The organism is Clostridioides sp. ZZV15-6388 (assembly GCF_020657755.1).
GTDB lineage: Bacteria > Bacillota > Clostridia > Peptostreptococcales > Peptostreptococcaceae > Clostridioides.
Map to the genome: position 1 here is coordinate 1 of NZ_JAGWCU010000005.1, position 16,373 is coordinate 16,373.

18 protein-coding genes are annotated in these 16,373 nt (G+C 27.3%); 7 read left to right on the forward strand and 11 right to left on the reverse strand.

Translation table 11 applies throughout. The features are described 5' to 3' along the window. Positions 1–154: 154 nt before the first annotated feature. The 5 genes from KGF48_RS04470 to KGF48_RS04490 form a co-directional block, all read right to left on the reverse strand. Positions 155–1,177 (reverse strand): FtsX-like permease family protein, encoded by a 1,023-nt coding sequence (locus tag KGF48_RS04470; RefSeq protein ID WP_227867776.1) that lies wholly within the window; start codon positions 1,175–1,177, stop codon positions 155–157. After that, positions 1,167–1,919, reverse strand: coding sequence for an ABC transporter ATP-binding protein (locus KGF48_RS04475; RefSeq protein ID WP_227839157.1), 753 nt, complete (start codon positions 1,917–1,919; stop codon positions 1,167–1,169). The genes KGF48_RS04470 and KGF48_RS04475 overlap by 11 nt, the downstream gene beginning before the upstream one ends. Positions 1,920–2,295: 376 nt before the next feature. Further along, the gene (locus KGF48_RS04480; RefSeq protein WP_227828778.1) at positions 2,296–2,472 is read right to left on the reverse strand and encodes a hypothetical protein; all 177 of its coding nucleotides are present in this window, start codon (positions 2,470–2,472) and stop codon (positions 2,296–2,298) included. Positions 2,473–2,696: 224 nt separating this feature from the next. Then, positions 2,697–3,278: a TetR/AcrR family transcriptional regulator gene (locus KGF48_RS04485; protein WP_227839158.1), complete on the reverse strand. Its 582-nt coding sequence runs from the start codon at positions 3,276–3,278 to the stop codon at positions 2,697–2,699. A 93-nt stretch (positions 3,279–3,371) separates the two neighbouring features. Then, positions 3,372–3,548: a hypothetical protein gene (locus KGF48_RS04490; protein WP_227867777.1), complete on the reverse strand. Its 177-nt coding sequence runs from the start codon at positions 3,546–3,548 to the stop codon at positions 3,372–3,374. 401 nt (positions 3,549–3,949) lie between these two features. Here KGF48_RS04490 and KGF48_RS04495 point away from each other — a divergent pair, with 401 nt between their 5' ends. Genes KGF48_RS04495 through KGF48_RS04505 form a run of 3 tightly spaced genes read left to right on the forward strand, consistent with a single transcriptional unit; the run spans position 3,950 to position 6,989 of the window. Further along, complete coding sequence (locus tag KGF48_RS04495) at positions 3,950–4,579, forward strand: TetR/AcrR family transcriptional regulator (protein ID WP_227867778.1); 630 nt, start codon at positions 3,950–3,952, stop codon at positions 4,577–4,579. After that, on the forward strand, positions 4,579–5,283 hold the full coding sequence (locus KGF48_RS04500) for an ABC transporter ATP-binding protein (protein WP_227867779.1): 705 nt from the start codon (positions 4,579–4,581) through the stop codon (positions 5,281–5,283). The genes KGF48_RS04495 and KGF48_RS04500 overlap by 1 nt, the downstream gene beginning before the upstream one ends. After that, positions 5,283–6,989 (forward strand): FtsX-like permease family protein, encoded by a 1,707-nt coding sequence (locus KGF48_RS04505; RefSeq protein ID WP_227867780.1) that lies wholly within the window; start codon positions 5,283–5,285, stop codon positions 6,987–6,989. Before KGF48_RS04500 ends, KGF48_RS04505 begins: the two co-directional genes overlap by 1 nt. A gap of 114 nt (positions 6,990–7,103) precedes the next feature. On the opposite strand, the gene KGF48_RS04510 is transcribed toward KGF48_RS04505, so the two are convergent. The 6 genes from KGF48_RS04510 to KGF48_RS04535 all read right to left on the reverse strand — a co-directional run bounded on the left by KGF48_RS04510 (position 7,104) and on the right by KGF48_RS04535 (position 10,843). Next, entirely contained in the window at positions 7,104–7,931 is an 828-nt protein-coding gene (locus KGF48_RS04510) for a MerR family transcriptional regulator (protein ID WP_227839169.1), read from the reverse strand. A 94-nt stretch (positions 7,932–8,025) separates the two neighbouring features. Beyond that, positions 8,026–8,805, reverse strand: a complete 780-nt coding sequence (locus KGF48_RS04515; protein ID WP_227867781.1) for a CPBP family intramembrane glutamic endopeptidase — start codon at positions 8,803–8,805, stop codon at positions 8,026–8,028. Positions 8,806–9,356: 551 nt separating this feature from the next. Beyond that, positions 9,357–9,794: a LytTR family DNA-binding domain-containing protein gene (locus KGF48_RS04520; RefSeq protein WP_227828770.1), complete on the reverse strand. Its 438-nt coding sequence runs from the start codon at positions 9,792–9,794 to the stop codon at positions 9,357–9,359. Positions 9,795–10,050: 256 nt separating this feature from the next. Then, positions 10,051–10,200, reverse strand: coding sequence for a YvrJ family protein (locus KGF48_RS04525; protein ID WP_227828769.1), 150 nt, complete (start codon positions 10,198–10,200; stop codon positions 10,051–10,053). 11 nt (positions 10,201–10,211) lie between these two features. Beyond that, a complete protein-coding gene (locus KGF48_RS04530) occupies positions 10,212–10,442 on the reverse strand; it encodes a DUF2922 domain-containing protein (RefSeq protein WP_227839171.1) in 231 nt (76 codons plus the stop codon). 179 nt (positions 10,443–10,621) lie between these two features. Then, positions 10,622–10,843 carry a DUF1659 domain-containing protein gene (locus KGF48_RS04535; protein WP_227828767.1) on the reverse strand — a complete coding sequence of 74 codons (222 nt, stop codon included), beginning with the start codon at positions 10,841–10,843 and terminating at the stop codon, positions 10,622–10,624. 491 nt (positions 10,844–11,334) lie between these two features. Here KGF48_RS04535 and KGF48_RS04540 point away from each other — a divergent pair, with 491 nt between their 5' ends. The 4 genes from KGF48_RS04540 (at position 11,335) to KGF48_RS04555 (ending at position 16,312) form a co-directional block, all read left to right on the forward strand. Beyond that, positions 11,335–12,105 (forward strand): nucleoside phosphorylase, encoded by a 771-nt coding sequence (locus tag KGF48_RS04540; protein WP_227867782.1) that lies wholly within the window; start codon positions 11,335–11,337, stop codon positions 12,103–12,105. Positions 12,106–12,641: 536 nt separating this feature from the next. After that, on the forward strand, positions 12,642–12,899 hold the full coding sequence (locus KGF48_RS04545) for a Mor transcription activator family protein (RefSeq protein WP_227839173.1): 258 nt from the start codon (positions 12,642–12,644) through the stop codon (positions 12,897–12,899). A gap of 451 nt (positions 12,900–13,350) precedes the next feature. Next, positions 13,351–14,766 carry a conserved phage C-terminal domain-containing protein gene (locus KGF48_RS04550; protein ID WP_227867783.1) on the forward strand — a complete coding sequence of 472 codons (1,416 nt, stop codon included), beginning with the start codon at positions 13,351–13,353 and terminating at the stop codon, positions 14,764–14,766. Between the two features lie 244 nt (positions 14,767–15,010). Continuing rightward, positions 15,011–16,312: a replicative DNA helicase gene (locus tag KGF48_RS04555; RefSeq protein ID WP_227828763.1), complete on the forward strand. Its 1,302-nt coding sequence runs from the start codon at positions 15,011–15,013 to the stop codon at positions 16,310–16,312. Positions 16,313–16,373 lie beyond the last annotated feature (61 nt).

A 16,373-nucleotide genomic window follows, 5' to 3' on the forward strand; every position in this document is an offset into this window, starting at 1 on the left:
TCACCATCATAAAGGTTTCTGATTCTATCCTTTATTGTGGTAGTAGAGCTTTAGGATTTACTGGTTTTAAAGTGGTGTCCTATGCAGATTTCTCTACATACGCAGTATAGTTTATATTTTTATAATTCTTTTATAAAGTTTTATAAACTATTTGTTACTGTTCAATTTCTTTTTTTGATATTTGATTTACACTTTGATTATAAGTGAACGTGTAATCTATAGGATTCTTTTTAATATTTTCGTTAATTCCTGTAACCATATTAGGTACATAGAATACAGCAAATAAGGCTCCTGCAATTAAAAATGCAATAACACACATATTTTTTACTGTTTGCTTGCCCATAAATCGCATCATACTAGTAGATATAATGTTCTTATAGTATTTTTCTGGGTGTTTTCCTCTTTTTGCATGTACCACTACATATGTCATAATCATGTAAATTCCAACAGCAGAGAATATATAAGTGATGCTCCATATAGATGGCAACCTGTAATTAAGTTTATTTATGACTATTGAAGGTACTACATAACCTAGAAGAAGTCCTAATACCATAAAAAATGCTCCCAATATACCATACCAACTTTTCACTTCATGAACTGGTTCAGAGATTCTTTGGTCATTTAGTATATCAATTATATTTGTACGATTAATGAATTTTACTGAAAGTAAGAAAATACATAGAGTTACAAATATACAAAATATGAAACCATATATAAATCCTTGAGTTCCAAATTGGTACGCCATTTCTCTTGTATCAATAATTACTAATTGGAATATCTTCCATATACCAAAAGATACAGGTATACTTAATATAAGACCTAAAAGACAACAGACTATTGAAATAAGTAGTATTTCCGAAAATAGAATCTTTTTCAATTTTTTCTTATCTGTTCCTAGAGCCATAAAAATACCAATTTCTCTACTTTTAAATTTTAAAAATAGGGAAGAGGCATAAGTAGTAAAAACAGCACATCCTAATATAGCAACTGCAAATATCATTATGGCTTGTTTTCTACTATCTCCACCAGTTGGAAGGATTGTTTGTACTGTAGGGCTAAAATAAATTAAAGCATATGAAGTTACTAAGACTACAGAAAGTATTATACAAAAGAATAATGTTGTATAGTTTTTCCAATTGTAGGCTCGAAGTTTTCCATATAATTTATTAATTGTCATCTTGACCGCCTCCCATTTCTTTTAAAAGTTCCAACAATTCGTCTAGGAATTCACGTCTTGAATTTGATTTTACAACTTCTTTGTAAACCATTCCATCTTTAAGGACAATAACACGGTCACAAAAACTTGCAGCAAAGCTATCATGTGTAACCATGAATATAGTAGCATCTAGTTCTTGTTTGGCTTTTAGGAATGAGTCAATTACTGTACGACAAGATTTGCTATCAAGATTACCAGTTGGTTCATCTGCTAATATCAAATCTGGATTGTTCATAAGAGCTCTTGCTACTGCTGTACGTTGTTTTTCACCACCAGATATTTCGGCAGGGTATTTTTTGAGTATATGTTCAATACCAAATAACTTGCATAGACTAGTAGCACGGTTTTCCATTTGTATAACTTGACCACCTTTGATAATTTGTGGAACACAAATATTTTCAAAGACACTAAGACCATCAAACAGCATAAAATCTTGGAATACAAATCCCAACTGCTGATTTCTAACTTCGGAAAGTTCTTTTTCCTGTAGGTTTCTTATATTATTGTTTCCAAGAGTTATTTCACCTTCATCAATTGGTATAAAGCATGAAATGCAGTTTAAGAGAGTTGTCTTTCCACTTCCAGATGCACCCATGATTGCAACGAATTCACCTTTATTGATTTCAAAAGAAATATTTTTTAATACAGGGTACGTTTTATTACCTGTCTTGTATGATTTACATAAATTGTTTACTTTAAGCATATATATCATCCTCGCTTTCGTTTATCTTGTAAGTCAATGATAGCATTTGAAAGGGGTCTGGGAATATAAGTCTCGTTGTAAGAATTGGGTGTTTTTTTGTAATGTTTGAATTAGAAAAATTGTTGAGAGGGTATTGCTACGATTATTTAGATAAAAGGTATGCTGATATGTAAAGGGTAGACTATTATAATTGTTTAGATAAAATTTATGTTAATGCGGTTGTAATTATTTTAATCAATAGAGTTGCACTTATTTTAATCAATAGAAAAGAGTATTATTGTGATAGGATAAAAACTAGTTGCCTAAAAAGCCTCTATAGGATAACTTGAAGACAACATAAAATAATTATATGTTTTTATCTTATGATATAAAAACACTATTTTTTTACTAAAAAAGCTACCACAATCAATAACGAAAATACAATTGAAAGTATTGAAAAAGTAAAGTGAGAATTTGAGTCATTGTTGCGATTATTAAGTTTTATCCAGAGTCCGCATATAATTGTACATACTAATAAAACTGCTGATATTATCCCTATAAATGTAAAAAACATTAAAATTCCCCCTTTATTTAATGTAAGTATTTGAGTCTATGAGAATATCTTTAAGTTATGTCAGAGTTATGTATCAAAACTAAATAGACATATAGTTAAACAAACATATAATTAAATATACATATAACTAAGTAGACATATAATTAAACTGAAATAGTACCAAACAGACATAATACTAAACACATATAAATACTAAATAGAGATAATACTAAACTGAAATAGTACTACTTTATAGTGTCTACTAAAAATAAATCTAATTGAGAGTCAATTAAAGCACTTCTTTTCTCAGCATCCATAATATCAATACCGCTATACCTTAAAAAAGCGTTAGAGCGAAGAAGAACTAACTGTATAAATGAAGTTATTTGATATGCAATAACCTTGTAATCTTCCTCAGTTTTGTTATTGTCGTGATTTTTATAATGAGCCCTAATCAAAGGCAATATTTCAAATGGATAAATAATGTCTTCCTGCACTAATATGTAAGGTACAGAAATCTCTATAAATTGACTATATAAAATTATAACATCACAAAATGTCATTAACATTTCTTTTAATTCTTGCCTAGGTGCTAAATTTTTTTTATCATGTGTAGCTTTATATTCATCCATATGGCATTTTAAAATTCTTTTTATAGCAGTGTTAATTAGTGCTTCTTTAGATTTAAAATAATAATTAATCATAGCCAAATTGACATTTGCTTTAGCGATGATTTCTCTAGCTGTGATACTTGAAATATCTCTATTTGAAGTTAATAGCTGGACTGTTGTGTTAATTAGTTGCTCTTTTTTTGAATCTATTTTCATATTTTTCCCCTTAAGAATTCCTCATAAAAAAATTAAACGTGTTTAATACACGTTTAGATACTATCACGAAAGCTTTTATATGTCAATGGAGTGTTAGTTTTTAAGTAGGTTAGAAGGTGGCAGTTTTTTTATAATTGTCTTGTTAAATTCATGATTTACAGGAGTTCGTTTAACTTGATATTCTTCTGTAGATAATAAATCTTCTATAAAATGTATAGAAGGAGCATAAATCCATTCTCCGTCATATTTTAATGAACTTAAAATCTTCATATATACCTTTGCAAAAACTATATCAATACCGTCTTTTTGTACAAAATGATATAAAAAGTGGCTACTAAATGAAAGGTTAGAAATAATTTTTTAATTGTAATATAATCTTTATTTTTAAAATACTAATATTGGGAAACTGTATATAGAGAGTTTAGAAATTCTTCCACATTGATAAAAGTAGACAATATATAAATAATATTATTGGATGAGAACAACTAAATAAGAATAATTAAATAAGAGTAACAGTAGGATGATGATTAAATAACTCCATTATCTCTAAGGTTTTTATGAGCTTATAATATTTAGGTAAAATTTTATAAGCTATATTTCATTGACAGTGTGAAGTAGGTTTGATAATATATAAATAAACCGATAGTCGGTTTATTTATAAGGAGGTAAATATGGCACGAACTAAAGTTAATTTTGATAGTAAAAAACAAGAGCTTCTTGCTTCTATATGGCAGATATTATTAAAATACGGATATGAGCAAATGTCGATTTCTATAATTATTAAAGAGTTATCTATTTCAAGAGGTGCTTTTTATCACTATTTTGAATCTAAAGAAGAATGTGTCGATTCAGCAATCATTGAGTATGTGAACCAGTCAGTAACTGCTTTGCGAAATATGGATAACTATTCAGAATGTGCTGTCGTTCGATTACAAAAGGCAATCAAGAATGGAATTTCCCTATTCCATGACAACATTGAACAGTCAAAAGTAATAAATAAACCTGAGAATGCTATTTTTCATCAAAAACTAATGATTGCATTTACAAAGTATATGTCACCTTTCTATGCTTCTATTATAAAGGATGGAGTAATTGGCAAAGAGTTTGAGACATCTTTCCCTTTGGAAGTTGCTGAAATGTTATTGACACTATCTAATTTCTACCTTGATAATATACTCTTTCAATGGGAAGCAAAGAGCATAAAAAATAAAATTGAAGCTTTGGAAGAATTAGTAAATAAATCATTGGGAACAGAAAAGTACATTGCGTTTTTTGATTTTATTACTATGGAGGTTATATGATGCAAGAAATTTTAAGGGTAGTCGACATTAATAAACAATTTAATTCTTTTGAGAGCGCAATAAAAGAAGTAACTTTGGATTTTATTTCTGAAACATTTACTGTTATTTTAGGTCAGAGTGGCTCTGGAAAATCAACATTAATAAATATTATGTCCAGTTTGCTACATCCGACTAATGGAAAAGTATATTATCGTAATAAAGCAATTACAAATATATCAAAGAAAGAGCAACTTAATTTACGTCACGAGAAATTCAGTAATATCTTTCAAGAGTATTTTCTCTTGCCAGAATTGACTATAAAAGAAAATATCGAATTAGGAAAATCGTCTAGAAGTAATAATATTCCGTATAAAGAAATTATGCAACAATTAGATATAGAAGATTTAGAGGATAGATTTCCTTTTGAGCTATCGGGAGGTCAACGACAAAGAACGGCTATTGCAAGAGCAATTATAAAAAATCCAGATATTCTTTTTTGTGATGAAGCAACTGGAGCATTAGATGAAGAAAACAGCAAAAAAGTAGTTTCATATTTGAAAGAACTTAACTACAAATATGGCACAACGGTTATATTTTCTACCCATAATGTTAAAATATCAAAAATGGCAGACCGTATTATTACAATGAAAGATGGTGTAGTCATAAATGATATACAAAATCATACACCACTAGCTGTTGAAGATATAGATTGGGGGATTGAATAATGAAATTTTTTGCAAAATACTTTTGTAAGAGTGCATTATCCATGAAATCTAATATTATAATTCTTTTTTTGTTGAGCTTATTATCGTCATTTATGTATTTTTTTGTTCAGATTTCTATTGATGGTAATTTAGAATATTTGAATAGTAAACTAGTATTAACAAATATAGAAAAAGAATTTCTTATATCTCTACAATCAAATCAAACCTTAGCTATTACATTTTTAGTAATGCTTACATTGATTACTGTTTTTGTATATTTTATGTTTTACAAGAAGTATTGCTCTTTGCACCAAAAAGAATTAGGGTGTTATATTGCATTAGGATATTCTACAAAAAAGATGGCTTTAATAATTCTTTTGATTAGCATAATTTTAAATTTTATTGCTAATATTTGCGGATTATGTTTAGGGTGGATAGGCTCAGATGTAATGTTAGGTTTATATAATGATGTATATTCTTTGGAGTGTTTGGTTAAAGGGATATATATACAAAATTATAGTATAGCCTTACTAAGTTCTTTTTTACCTGCAATTTCAGTTATGATAATTTTTGAAAAAATGAATAAAAAGGATACTATTGACTTTTTAAATGCAAATAACAATATGAATACATTTCATGTGGGAATGTTTAGTCAAATTTTAAGTAAATTTTCAAGTTTTTCAATGAGACTTGTACTAAGAAAACCATTTCAGATATTTATTTCTATTCTTTCTGTGTGGATATTTGCTATACTTTTTATTATGAGCTTTTCTTTAAATTTAAGTAGTCAATATATTTTTGATACACAATCTCATGGAAGAAACTATCAATATGATGTATCTTATCCTGTTTATCAGACTGTACATCAGGATTCCGAAAAATTTGAGTATTACATAAAGGAAAATATAAAAGTAGAAAGTAATGGCAAAAAAATCAATGGTTCTATTATGGGAATAGAAAATAGTAAGGGCTTATTTTTTCTAACTGATGAGAGGGGAAGTCAAATAGAGAATATACCAACTAATAATGTTGTTGTAAGTGAGGCATTGGCAGATTTGTATGACATTCAAAAGGGAACTGATATAACTGTAAGATTAAATAATATAGAAAAATCACTTCATGTTTACAATATTGCACAAAATGCAGATAATTATTCCGTATACACATCAAAAAGTAATTTGGAAAAATTATTAAATATATCGCAAGACCCTTACAACGGTATTTATACAAATAGTATAACAGATATGCCAGAGATAGGAACAGCCCATATACAAAATATATCAGAACGAATAGCTAAACTTGAAGAGAATAATGTTTCAAACCGCACCAGTGCTGTAATATGCCAAATATTAGGTTGTGTTATTGGGTGTTTGCTTTTATATTTAACTATTCTTTTAAAATTTCAAGAAGATACCAAAAACATTTTTATTTTAGATATGATGGGATATACTGCCCAGAAAATCAACAAGATGTTCATAAGTGTGTACCGTCCAATATTAAACATTGCTTTTATCATTTTACTTATACCAAGTATTGAAATTTGTAAGCTCATTCATAAAAGTTTATCTTTATCAACAAATGACTATATTCCTTTTCAATGTAATATATTTGTAATTTTGTTTATTTTCATTTTACTAAATTTACTATATACCATAATCAAGTTCTTATTTAACTCAAGAATTAGTCGCATTCAAAAAAAAGATATTACTTTGAGATATCTAAGTTAAAAAGATTGGAGAAAAATATTTTTGATTTTATACAAAAAAGAGTGCCTCATGAACTAAAAAGTTCATTTTGAGGCACTACTTTTAACATTAATATGTAAATATTTATATTGAAATCTATTTAACTTTTATGACTGGTATCTGAATTTCTGTAAGATAGTTTTCAGGATTTTCCTCGTTGTGAACTCCCTTATGACCAATTTGCCTATTTATACCAGACATTTTATAATCACTATTTGTATCCAGCCAGTAAGCAAATGACTCATACCCACCAGCTATATTTTCATATGGACCATATACCATACTACATGCCATCATATCAACTGCTTCTGTCTCACGATATATAAATCCAGATTTGTTTTTGCTTAATTTTTTTACAACCATTCCAACCTCTATATCTACACCACAATCTTTAAGTTCTTCATCATGATAAAGTGCCATATTGTTGTTTGCTTGATGGGATATTTCTATATGTTCTTCTTTAATAAATTCATATAATTTTTCCCACAGTATACCTTCATAGTGATAGTCTGGAATTATTTCTCTAAGCGAGATAATCTTATAACTGGGAATTTCCTTAAAGATAACATTGTAATGAATCTCATCTTTATTGTCATCTATAGCCTCAATCAATTTATCAATATTATTTATTCTTTGTTGCTCTTTTTTGACTTCATCTTGTATTTCAATTTTTTTTCGATTCAATTCTTTAATCACAAGTTCGTCATTCCAGTTATGAATAATATTTGATATCTCTGAAACAGTAAATTTTGAATCTCTTAGTAAAATAATTCTTTGTAAAGTTGAAATTTGGTCAGCAGAGTATAGGCGATAACCTGTGTATTTATCTATCTTTGCTGGTTTTAGAATGCCAAGTTCATCATAATAACGTAACATTCGAATAGAGACTTGTGTTAGTTTTGAAAATTCTCCAATTTTAAACATGAAAATATGTCCTCCTTCTCACTTATAATCAGTATATATATTGTTTTTGTATACTTCAAGTGTTTAGGAAAATGCATTTAATTACCAGTTTAATCTATAATCCCCAGTCTAACTCGAATTCAAATTCGTCTGATTTTATCTGCTCAATTTCAGAGTTGATTTTCTGTTTAAATTTAGTAGAAGAAATTATGTAAATAATTAATATGAGGCAAAATATTATTTTTACATATTGAGTTATTACATATACTTCAATATGATAGTAAGAACATAGTTGAATGGTAAAGAAGTTACACATCATATGTACAAATCCGCCTGTTAAAATACTTCTATGTGTATTAATATATACAAATGTAATAACAAAGCTTAAAAGTATAGTAGATGGTATAAATAAAAGTGCATCAAATAAAGAATATTGCAATAGATTATATGGAATTTGACCAGGTGTAAGATACCATCCCAGATACCAAACTCCACAAATAGTTCCTAAAATAATTGAAGCACCTGTAAATCCAAACCTGACTAATAATTTATCAAGAGAATACCCCCTCCATCCAAATTCTTGGCTAAGTACACTTAGTATAAAGCTTATAAATAGCATAATTGGTATTTTATAAGGTGTATAAATAGCTATGTGCATCCAATCTACATCATTAATTTCTAGATGAAAATACTTTCCTATTAGTAAAGAACAAATGACAATTAAAGCAAAAAAGAGTACTGTTAGTAATGGCCATTTTATTTCTATTTCTTTGAAGCTAAAGCTCCTGTAAAGAAAATCTTTTCTTGCACTATTTGGATATATTGTGAAAACAAAAAGTAGCCCTATGATGGAAGGGGCTGTATATGCAGAGTAAAAAAGAAGTTTTCCAAGCATGGTATTTGTAACTCCTAGTAATACAGGTGTAAAGCTGAATACCCAAGTCCATAATAGCGTGATTGTAAAGAAAAAAATTAAATTTTTATCTGAATTAAAATGGGGGTTATATAATTGCATCTTATGTTCACTATCCTTTCGTTTTGTTAATAGTGGTTTAATTTATATTTATTTTTTAGGGCTGAAAGTATTATTTAGTATTAGTAATTGTTGATAGCTTATTAGTGTTTATCAATAGTCCGTTAGTAATTATTAATAGTTTATTGGTGTTTATTGATAGTCCGTTAGTAATTATTAATAGTTTATTGGCGTTTATCGATAGTCTATTAGTAATTATAGTTTACTAGTTTTCGTTGATGCGTACTTATATTAGCGTTTGTATTAACTAATTATTTTTAAACTATTTATACTATACATAATTAGCTATTTACACTATGTATAATTAGTTTAGATTTAATACCAGATAGATTATTTTATTTTGACTATAAAGTGAATTAATAAGTAGATAATTAGTGATATTAATAAAATATTTTTGATTTTTGTAATTTTTATTAAATATTTAGCTTATCTCTAATATTTTTTATGTAACGGCGATTTATAATAACTTTTTCATTATTTGATAAAGTAGCCTGCATGCGATTGTGTGATATTACTTTTATACTTTCTAGGTAATCCATATTTAAAATCATGGATTTAGATATTCTTAAAAAAGATGTATTATGTAGTAGGTTTGATAATTCATATATTTTTAGGTCAATTTCAAATACATCATCTTTATAGTAAGCAAATGTTTTATTGCCAACCGTCTCAAAGTATAAAACATCGCAAATATTAAGCTTATAAATTTCTCCTGCTTTTTTACCATTTATATCTAGTAATGGTGTATTTAGTAATGAAATTATTTTTTCAATATTATTGTCAATGGCAGAGCATTTTATAATTATTTCAATATCATCAAAATTAGTGGATTGTTCGACATGTATTTTCATTAATTATCACCTCATTTTATTACTGTCATTAGAATAGCATTATATTTTATTGAGTCCAACTAGATGAGTGCTAAATTTCAAATTAAGTACAGTTAAATTCAAATTTAAAATAGTGAAATTCAAATTTAAAGTGGTAAAATTCGAAAAAATACTACGACCATTTGGGAATATTATCCAAATATCGTAGTACTTTTCATAGAATATCTCTAATTATTTTACAAATAGACCTATCTTATGACTTGCATATATTGTCAAATTACTTCTCAAATGTCAAAATATTTTTAGATAGTGCATCAATGCTGTTGGATAGTGTGTTCAATTTCCCTTCAATTCTAACCAATAAATACATGGATAGAGCTATAGGAAAACCAACATTAGTTATTAACAATTGTAAACTATCATCCATAAAATTACCTCCTATATTATAACTAGGTCATAAGGAGTAGTATTAGTTTCTACAATTTTAGCTTCAACAGCAGAAGCAAGGTCAAATCCTCCAACTGAAAAAACATTTTTAGATACTATCAAATCCATAACAGATTTTATATTTTCTTCAGTTAAGTCCTCCTTTGGATTTTCTATAGAAAAAGAAACTTGTTTATCCTTTATATTCTTGAAACTCATGACTAATTTTTTCTTAATCTCCATACAGTTACCTCCACGATAATAATTTATTTTTTTAATTGCTTAAAGTATCAATATATTAAGTGTATAATTTGTTAAATCTATATAATATCAAGTGTATTATATATTGAAGATGATATATAAATAGTTGATAAATTTTAATTTAGACTATAATCTTTAGTGTAGACTATATTTGAAAGTTACTATTTAGATAGTGATGTGCTATCTAGTTTTAAAATATCTACAATAGGATTTTCTTGAAGACTTGCGATTGCCTCTGCAACAGCATAAACATCATCGTTTGATGCCTCTGCCTTTACATTTGCGAAAGATTTACTTTTAATAACTGCCTTACCCTTATCATCAAAACCAGCATCCAATTTTAGTTTTATACTAGATAAATTTTTTGTTGAAACAACTGCCATAAAACTACCTCCTAAAAATTTAATTTCAAAGATTTGTCGACTTTCTTTGTTAAATCTATAGTATCATATAAGATAATATCGGAGTTAAACAGTAATTTCTTAAGATTTTTTGTTAAAATTTTATAAAAAACTTTATAAGTATATATTGTTTTAATGATTGAATGAATGATTTAATGTTTATATGTTATATGTTATATGTTATATGTTATATGTTATATGTTATATGTGATATGTGATATGTGATATGTGATATGTTATATGTGATATGTGCAATAGTTTTTTATTGATTTTGTTTAGAATATTTTATATGGGGGATAAAATATCCAATATGTTCTTTTAGAATGAACTATCTAGATGTATCCAGTATCTGTGTCCAGTAGCTAGATTGTAAATATACATCTTTAATTGTTTTAGCTAGTTCATCGTGATATAATATACTCCATATATTTAACAGGAACACGCTATACTAAATTTTGAGAGGAGATTATATTATGAGTGAAATTCTGTTGGAACAGTTTGACTCTGATTTTTGGGGGATTTTGAGGCCAGATTATGTAATAGAAAAACCTGACTGTCATTTTCCTGAAACTATCGTATGTGAATTTTCAAAATCTATGATACAAACAATTGTTGAAAAGTATAATGGCAAAAAAATAGGTCGTTTAATTAGTGTTGCTGGAGATATACCAATTTATGAAGTGTTTTTCAAGAATGTAAGAATTGGGATTTGTCAGGTTATGGTAGGTGCACCAGCATGTGTAACCAACTTTGAAGAAGTAGTCGCGTTAGGAGCAAAGAAGATATTTATCTGTGGAGAATGTGGTGTGTTAGACCATTCTATTGATGATGCATTTTTAATCATTCCAACATCAGCTATCCGTGATGAGGGCACAAGTTATCATTATCAACCAGCCTCTGATGAAATTATACTTAACCCACATGGAGTTAAAGTGATTGAATCTGTATTTAAAGGTAAAGGATTATCATACATAAAAGGTAAAATATGGACTACTGATGCTCCATATCGTGAAACACGTAATAAAATGCTTACACGGAAGAAACAGGGATGTATTGCAGTTGATATGGAATGTGCTGCTGTAGCTGCCGCAGCACAATTTAGAAATGTTATATTTTCACAGTTTGTTTATGCTTGTGATAATCTAAACTCAGATGTATGGGAACAACGAGGATTAACTATACGTCCGATTTCACAAAAAGTACATACCTTTGAGCTTGCAATGGAGTGTGCTATTAAGTTGTAAATTTAAAGTGATTTAACTTGTATTTTTTAATTTTAAATTACCAAAGCAGTAAATCGATTAAGGTTTACTGCTTTTTTTGTTGTTAGATTTGAAAGGATTATGATTTGTTAATAAAGTTTTGCAATGACAGTCAGTCATTCACTAAATACAATGAATGAAATTTTCAATTATGAATTCACATGATAAGAATCAGTTTTTGAATATAGGGAGATAGTATTAGGTACTTTTATCAAAGTTATTATATTTTTAAATATGAATATAGAAATAACATGGAATATATAGCTCTATGTTACTTATAGAAAAATATTATTATAGTCAAAGTTCTTTAGAAGTGTTCGTTTTAGTCTAAGGTTTATGTTAAAAAAATTATTAAATTTAATCTGTAAATAAAAAAGTTAAAAGTCCAATATTAACATTTTACTCTTAAACCATTAAAATCTTTATTAAAGCTATTAAAGCTATTAAAGCTATTAAAGCTATTAAAGCTATTAAAGCTATTAAAGCTATTAAAAATATTTTAAAGGAGAGTGTAGTTTATGAAAGTAAAATTAGAAGATATACCAGTTCAGTTTCATGCAATGGTGGAAATAGTGGGAATTGATAAGTTTATAGAGATTGCTAAATTGTATGGAGGTACAAACACTTATATACCTACATGTAAGGGGATTTTTAGATATGCAAGAAATAGGGAGATAGTGAGACAATTTAATGGAGTTAATTATGGGGAACTAGCTATTAAACACAACATGTGTGTGAGCAATATTAAGCGAATAATAAATGAAAACAATATATAAAATGCTATACAAAATATTTTGTAAAGATTAAGTATGGAGTAGGTAAAAGACATTTTATAAAGTTTTTTTTAGACAAATTTACTAAATTTATTGCCTATTAATTTAAATAGACTGTATATTCTATAAAATATTCTGTTAAATAATGGAGATATATTGAGAATTCAAAAAAATAGTCGAAAATATTTGTTGGATAAAAAATAAACAAAATGGTACAATTGCTTGTATAAAGGGGAAAAAACAATAAATAAGCTATATAAATAAAAAAATATAAATAAATATGACATAATACATTTGCATATTTAAGAATATAAATAGGGATTTTAAGGGATTAATAAGTATATTTAAAATATATTAAAATAAATATATATTTAAATTTAAACTTTATGTTGCTTATATAAAGTAATAATTATTGAGAAGCGATTACTTATTAGTAGAAAAGGGGTTAGTAGAGATGAATAATGGATTTTATAAATTGAATTCAGTAGTATTAGGCTTTGATATAGCAAGTGATATTAATAAAATAAGATTTAATCATTATATAATGAGAAAAGAAAATATACAGAGATTGCAATGTACTTTACCAAGAGGTCAATTTTATATGACAGTAAGAAGAGCTGCTACAGATTTACAACTTTCTATTTCTACTATAAGTAGGCTTGTAAGAGAGTTTTCAGATTTAGGAGTAATAAGGCTTGTATCTAAGGGAGCAAAGGGGAAGATGCATTCTATATATAGTTATATTAGTTCAGAAATTAGTGAAGATTTATTTGATAGTATTAGTGAGAATTTATTTGATAGTGATGAAATTATAGATTTTAACTATGACAGTGTAGAGAATTATGAGTTCAATAATTTAGAGTATGCTTATGGAGATATAGAAAATAAGGATTGTATTGATAAAGATTGTATTTATGGTTGTGGAATGTCAAAATATGATAGTAGTATTGAAGAAAATACAGAATGTAGTAACTGTGATGACTGTAGTATATTAAGTAGTAAGAATAATTCAAGTAGTGAGAATAATTCTGCTAATAAAAAAAGCAATGACTTAGATTATAGTGGAATAAAAAATCATGGTAAAAATACTAGTTATAATAATGAAAATATCAACAATGAAAATATCAACTCTGAAAAATCTGTTGTTAATTTTATCAATGTAACTAATAAAATTAAAGATTATACTAACAAACCATTTGTTGGAGAAGAATTGAAAATAGAAAACTCTAATTTAAAATCGAGGTCTTCAAATGTCAGATTTAATGAAACATATAATGACATAGATAAAATAACTAAAAATGACATAGAAGATAATCAAAGTAAAAATGTTATAAAATCAAGCAATAGCAAAGTGTTTAGTAGCATGAGTAGATATAGTAAAAAGAGTGATTTTGATAATACTCATGATGCACAAAAAGAAGCTAAGTTTGTAACAAATAAAAAAGAATCTTTAAATAAATTTAATAAAAAAAATATACAGCAAAGCATTATAAATATGCTAAATAAAAAAACAGGAAAAAACTTTAAAATCAATTCTCCAACGAGCATCAAACTTATCAATGAAAGACTAAAGGAGGGTTATGTCTTAGAAGATTTCTACAAAGTTATTGAGGTAAAAGTAGCTAAGTGGAAAGATACCATAATGGAAATGTATATAAGACCAGAGACCTTATTTAGCCATAAATTTGAATCCTATGTTAATGAAAACATATCTGTAAAAAATCAAAGTAATGTTTACCAGTGTAAAAAGAGCGACAATCATAACAATAATAATTGTATATATTCTGACTATACCACATATGATGACAGCAAGCGTGAAAGAAAAAAACATGAAAATGTAAGGTATTGGAATCCAGTCTGTGAATTTTAACTAGTCGGAGAATGCATTTATAAGTGGAATTAATTTATATATTTTATAGCTGACAATGCGTTTATAACTAACATGAATTTATATATTTTATAGCTGATAATGCATTTTTAACTGGAAATATATTTATATCTTTTACAATTAAAAGTATATTTCTAACTGACAATATCATTGCAATTTAATATAAAAATAAAAGACTTAATAATATTAAAATATAAAACTTAAGAGGAAAGTGAGATTAATTTATATGGTTAAATCAAAAGCTGTTGAAATAGAGCAGGCTATTTTAGGCACAATTATTTTAGACAATAAATTAAACTACAAATTAGATGACTTAAATGAAAATATGTTTATGAATTCTACATGCCTTGAAATATTTAAAATCATGAAAGAACTTAGAAAAGAAAAGATAATAATTGATGTAGCAACTGTAAAATCAAAGATAGATGAGAAGTCTTTAGCAATTAAAATGAGCAGTTTAACTAGTGTAATCACTTGGGGTCAAACTTTTGGTATTGATGGTTATATAAAAATTTTAAAAGAAAACTTAGCAAGAAGAAGCATAAATCAAAATTGTCAAAGACTATTGGAAGGTATAAATTTTGGAGAAAATATCGATACTTGCATCTATAAATTTGAAAATAATATAAGAAAAATCTTGGACAAAGATACTTATGAAAATGATGATGTACATAGCATAGCAGAAAAAGTCCTTGATTTTTTAGAAAGTAAAAAGGATGTTGGATTTAAGTTTGGGATAAGTTTACTTGATTCGACTATAGGAGGTCTTTTTAAAGGGGAGCTAACAACAATAGCAGCTAAATCAGGGGTTGGAAAGACTGCTTTAGCTCTTCAAATAATGTTAAATTCGGCCAAGCAAGGGAAAAAGACTCTATTTATAAGTAGAGAAATGACAAGTGAGCAAGTGTTTATGAGAAATATATGCAAGATAACAGGGGTAAGTACAAGAAATATGAAATCTAAAGAGATAAATGAAAGTGATTGGAAACTAATTGTAAATGCAATAGGAGATTTACGCGAGAATAACTTAATTTATATAAATGACAAGATAGACACAATCAGTGCAATTAGAAAGAGGATAAGGCAAATAAAGCCCGACTTATTAATTGTGGATTATGTGCAACTTCTTACATCTCAAAAAAGTATGGAAAAAAGAGAAAGAGAAGTGGCCACTTTTTCTAGAGAATTAAAAAGTATGACTCTGGATTTTGATATACCAATAATTCAGTTAAGTCAATTAAATGATGAAATGAAAGATTTTAGACCTTATGGAGATAGACCTATGAGGGATAGTAAAGCCATCTACCACGATAGCAACAATGTGGTTTATATACATCAATTAAAAGGGAGTGATTATGAAGAAGCAGTAAAAGATATAGGAGAAAGTGAGGAATTAGTTAGGGAATCAGAGTACAGGGGAATTAAGATTGTTGATTTAATAGTTGCGAAGTGTAGGGATGGACAGACTAGGCATAAGCATTTTTGTTACTATGGGGATAGGTTACATTTTCAAGAACTAAATTATTAGAGTAATAAGATAGCCATAACAAGCTTATTGAAAGTCTAAAAATAATATAAAATATGAGGTG

Coding starts and splice junctions, on each gene's coding strand:
- KGF48_RS04470 (WP_227867776.1), bottom strand. CDS start 1,177: ATGACAATTAATAAATTATATGGAAAACTTCGAGCCTACAATTGGAAA.
- KGF48_RS04475 (WP_227839157.1), bottom strand. CDS start 1,919: ATGCTTAAAGTAAACAATTTATGTAAATCATACAAGACAGGTAATAAA.
- KGF48_RS04480 (WP_227828778.1), bottom strand. CDS start 2,472: ATGTTTTTTACATTTATAGGGATAATATCAGCAGTTTTATTAGTATGT.
- KGF48_RS04485 (WP_227839158.1), bottom strand. CDS start 3,278: ATGAAAATAGATTCAAAAAAAGAGCAACTAATTAACACAACAGTCCAG.
- KGF48_RS04490 (WP_227867777.1), bottom strand. CDS start 3,548: ATGAAGATTTTAAGTTCATTAAAATATGACGGAGAATGGATTTATGCT.
- KGF48_RS04495 (WP_227867778.1), top strand. CDS start 3,950: ATGGCACGAACTAAAGTTAATTTTGATAGTAAAAAACAAGAGCTTCTT.
- KGF48_RS04500 (WP_227867779.1), top strand. CDS start 4,579: ATGCAAGAAATTTTAAGGGTAGTCGACATTAATAAACAATTTAATTCT.
- KGF48_RS04505 (WP_227867780.1), top strand. CDS start 5,283: ATGAAATTTTTTGCAAAATACTTTTGTAAGAGTGCATTATCCATGAAA.
- KGF48_RS04510 (WP_227839169.1), bottom strand. CDS start 7,931: ATGTTTAAAATTGGAGAATTTTCAAAACTAACACAAGTCTCTATTCGA.
- KGF48_RS04515 (WP_227867781.1), bottom strand. CDS start 8,805: ATGCTTGGAAAACTTCTTTTTTACTCTGCATATACAGCCCCTTCCATC.
- KGF48_RS04520 (WP_227828770.1), bottom strand. CDS start 9,794: ATGAAAATACATGTCGAACAATCCACTAATTTTGATGATATTGAAATA.
- KGF48_RS04525 (WP_227828769.1), bottom strand. CDS start 10,200: ATGGATGATAGTTTACAATTGTTAATAACTAATGTTGGTTTTCCTATA.
- KGF48_RS04530 (WP_227839171.1), bottom strand. CDS start 10,442: ATGGAGATTAAGAAAAAATTAGTCATGAGTTTCAAGAATATAAAGGAT.
- KGF48_RS04535 (WP_227828767.1), bottom strand. CDS start 10,843: ATGGCAGTTGTTTCAACAAAAAATTTATCTAGTATAAAACTAAAATTG.
- KGF48_RS04540 (WP_227867782.1), top strand. CDS start 11,335: ATGAGTGAAATTCTGTTGGAACAGTTTGACTCTGATTTTTGGGGGATT.
- KGF48_RS04545 (WP_227839173.1), top strand. CDS start 12,642: ATGAAAGTAAAATTAGAAGATATACCAGTTCAGTTTCATGCAATGGTG.
- KGF48_RS04550 (WP_227867783.1), top strand. CDS start 13,351: ATGAATAATGGATTTTATAAATTGAATTCAGTAGTATTAGGCTTTGAT.
- KGF48_RS04555 (WP_227828763.1), top strand. CDS start 15,011: ATGGTTAAATCAAAAGCTGTTGAAATAGAGCAGGCTATTTTAGGCACA.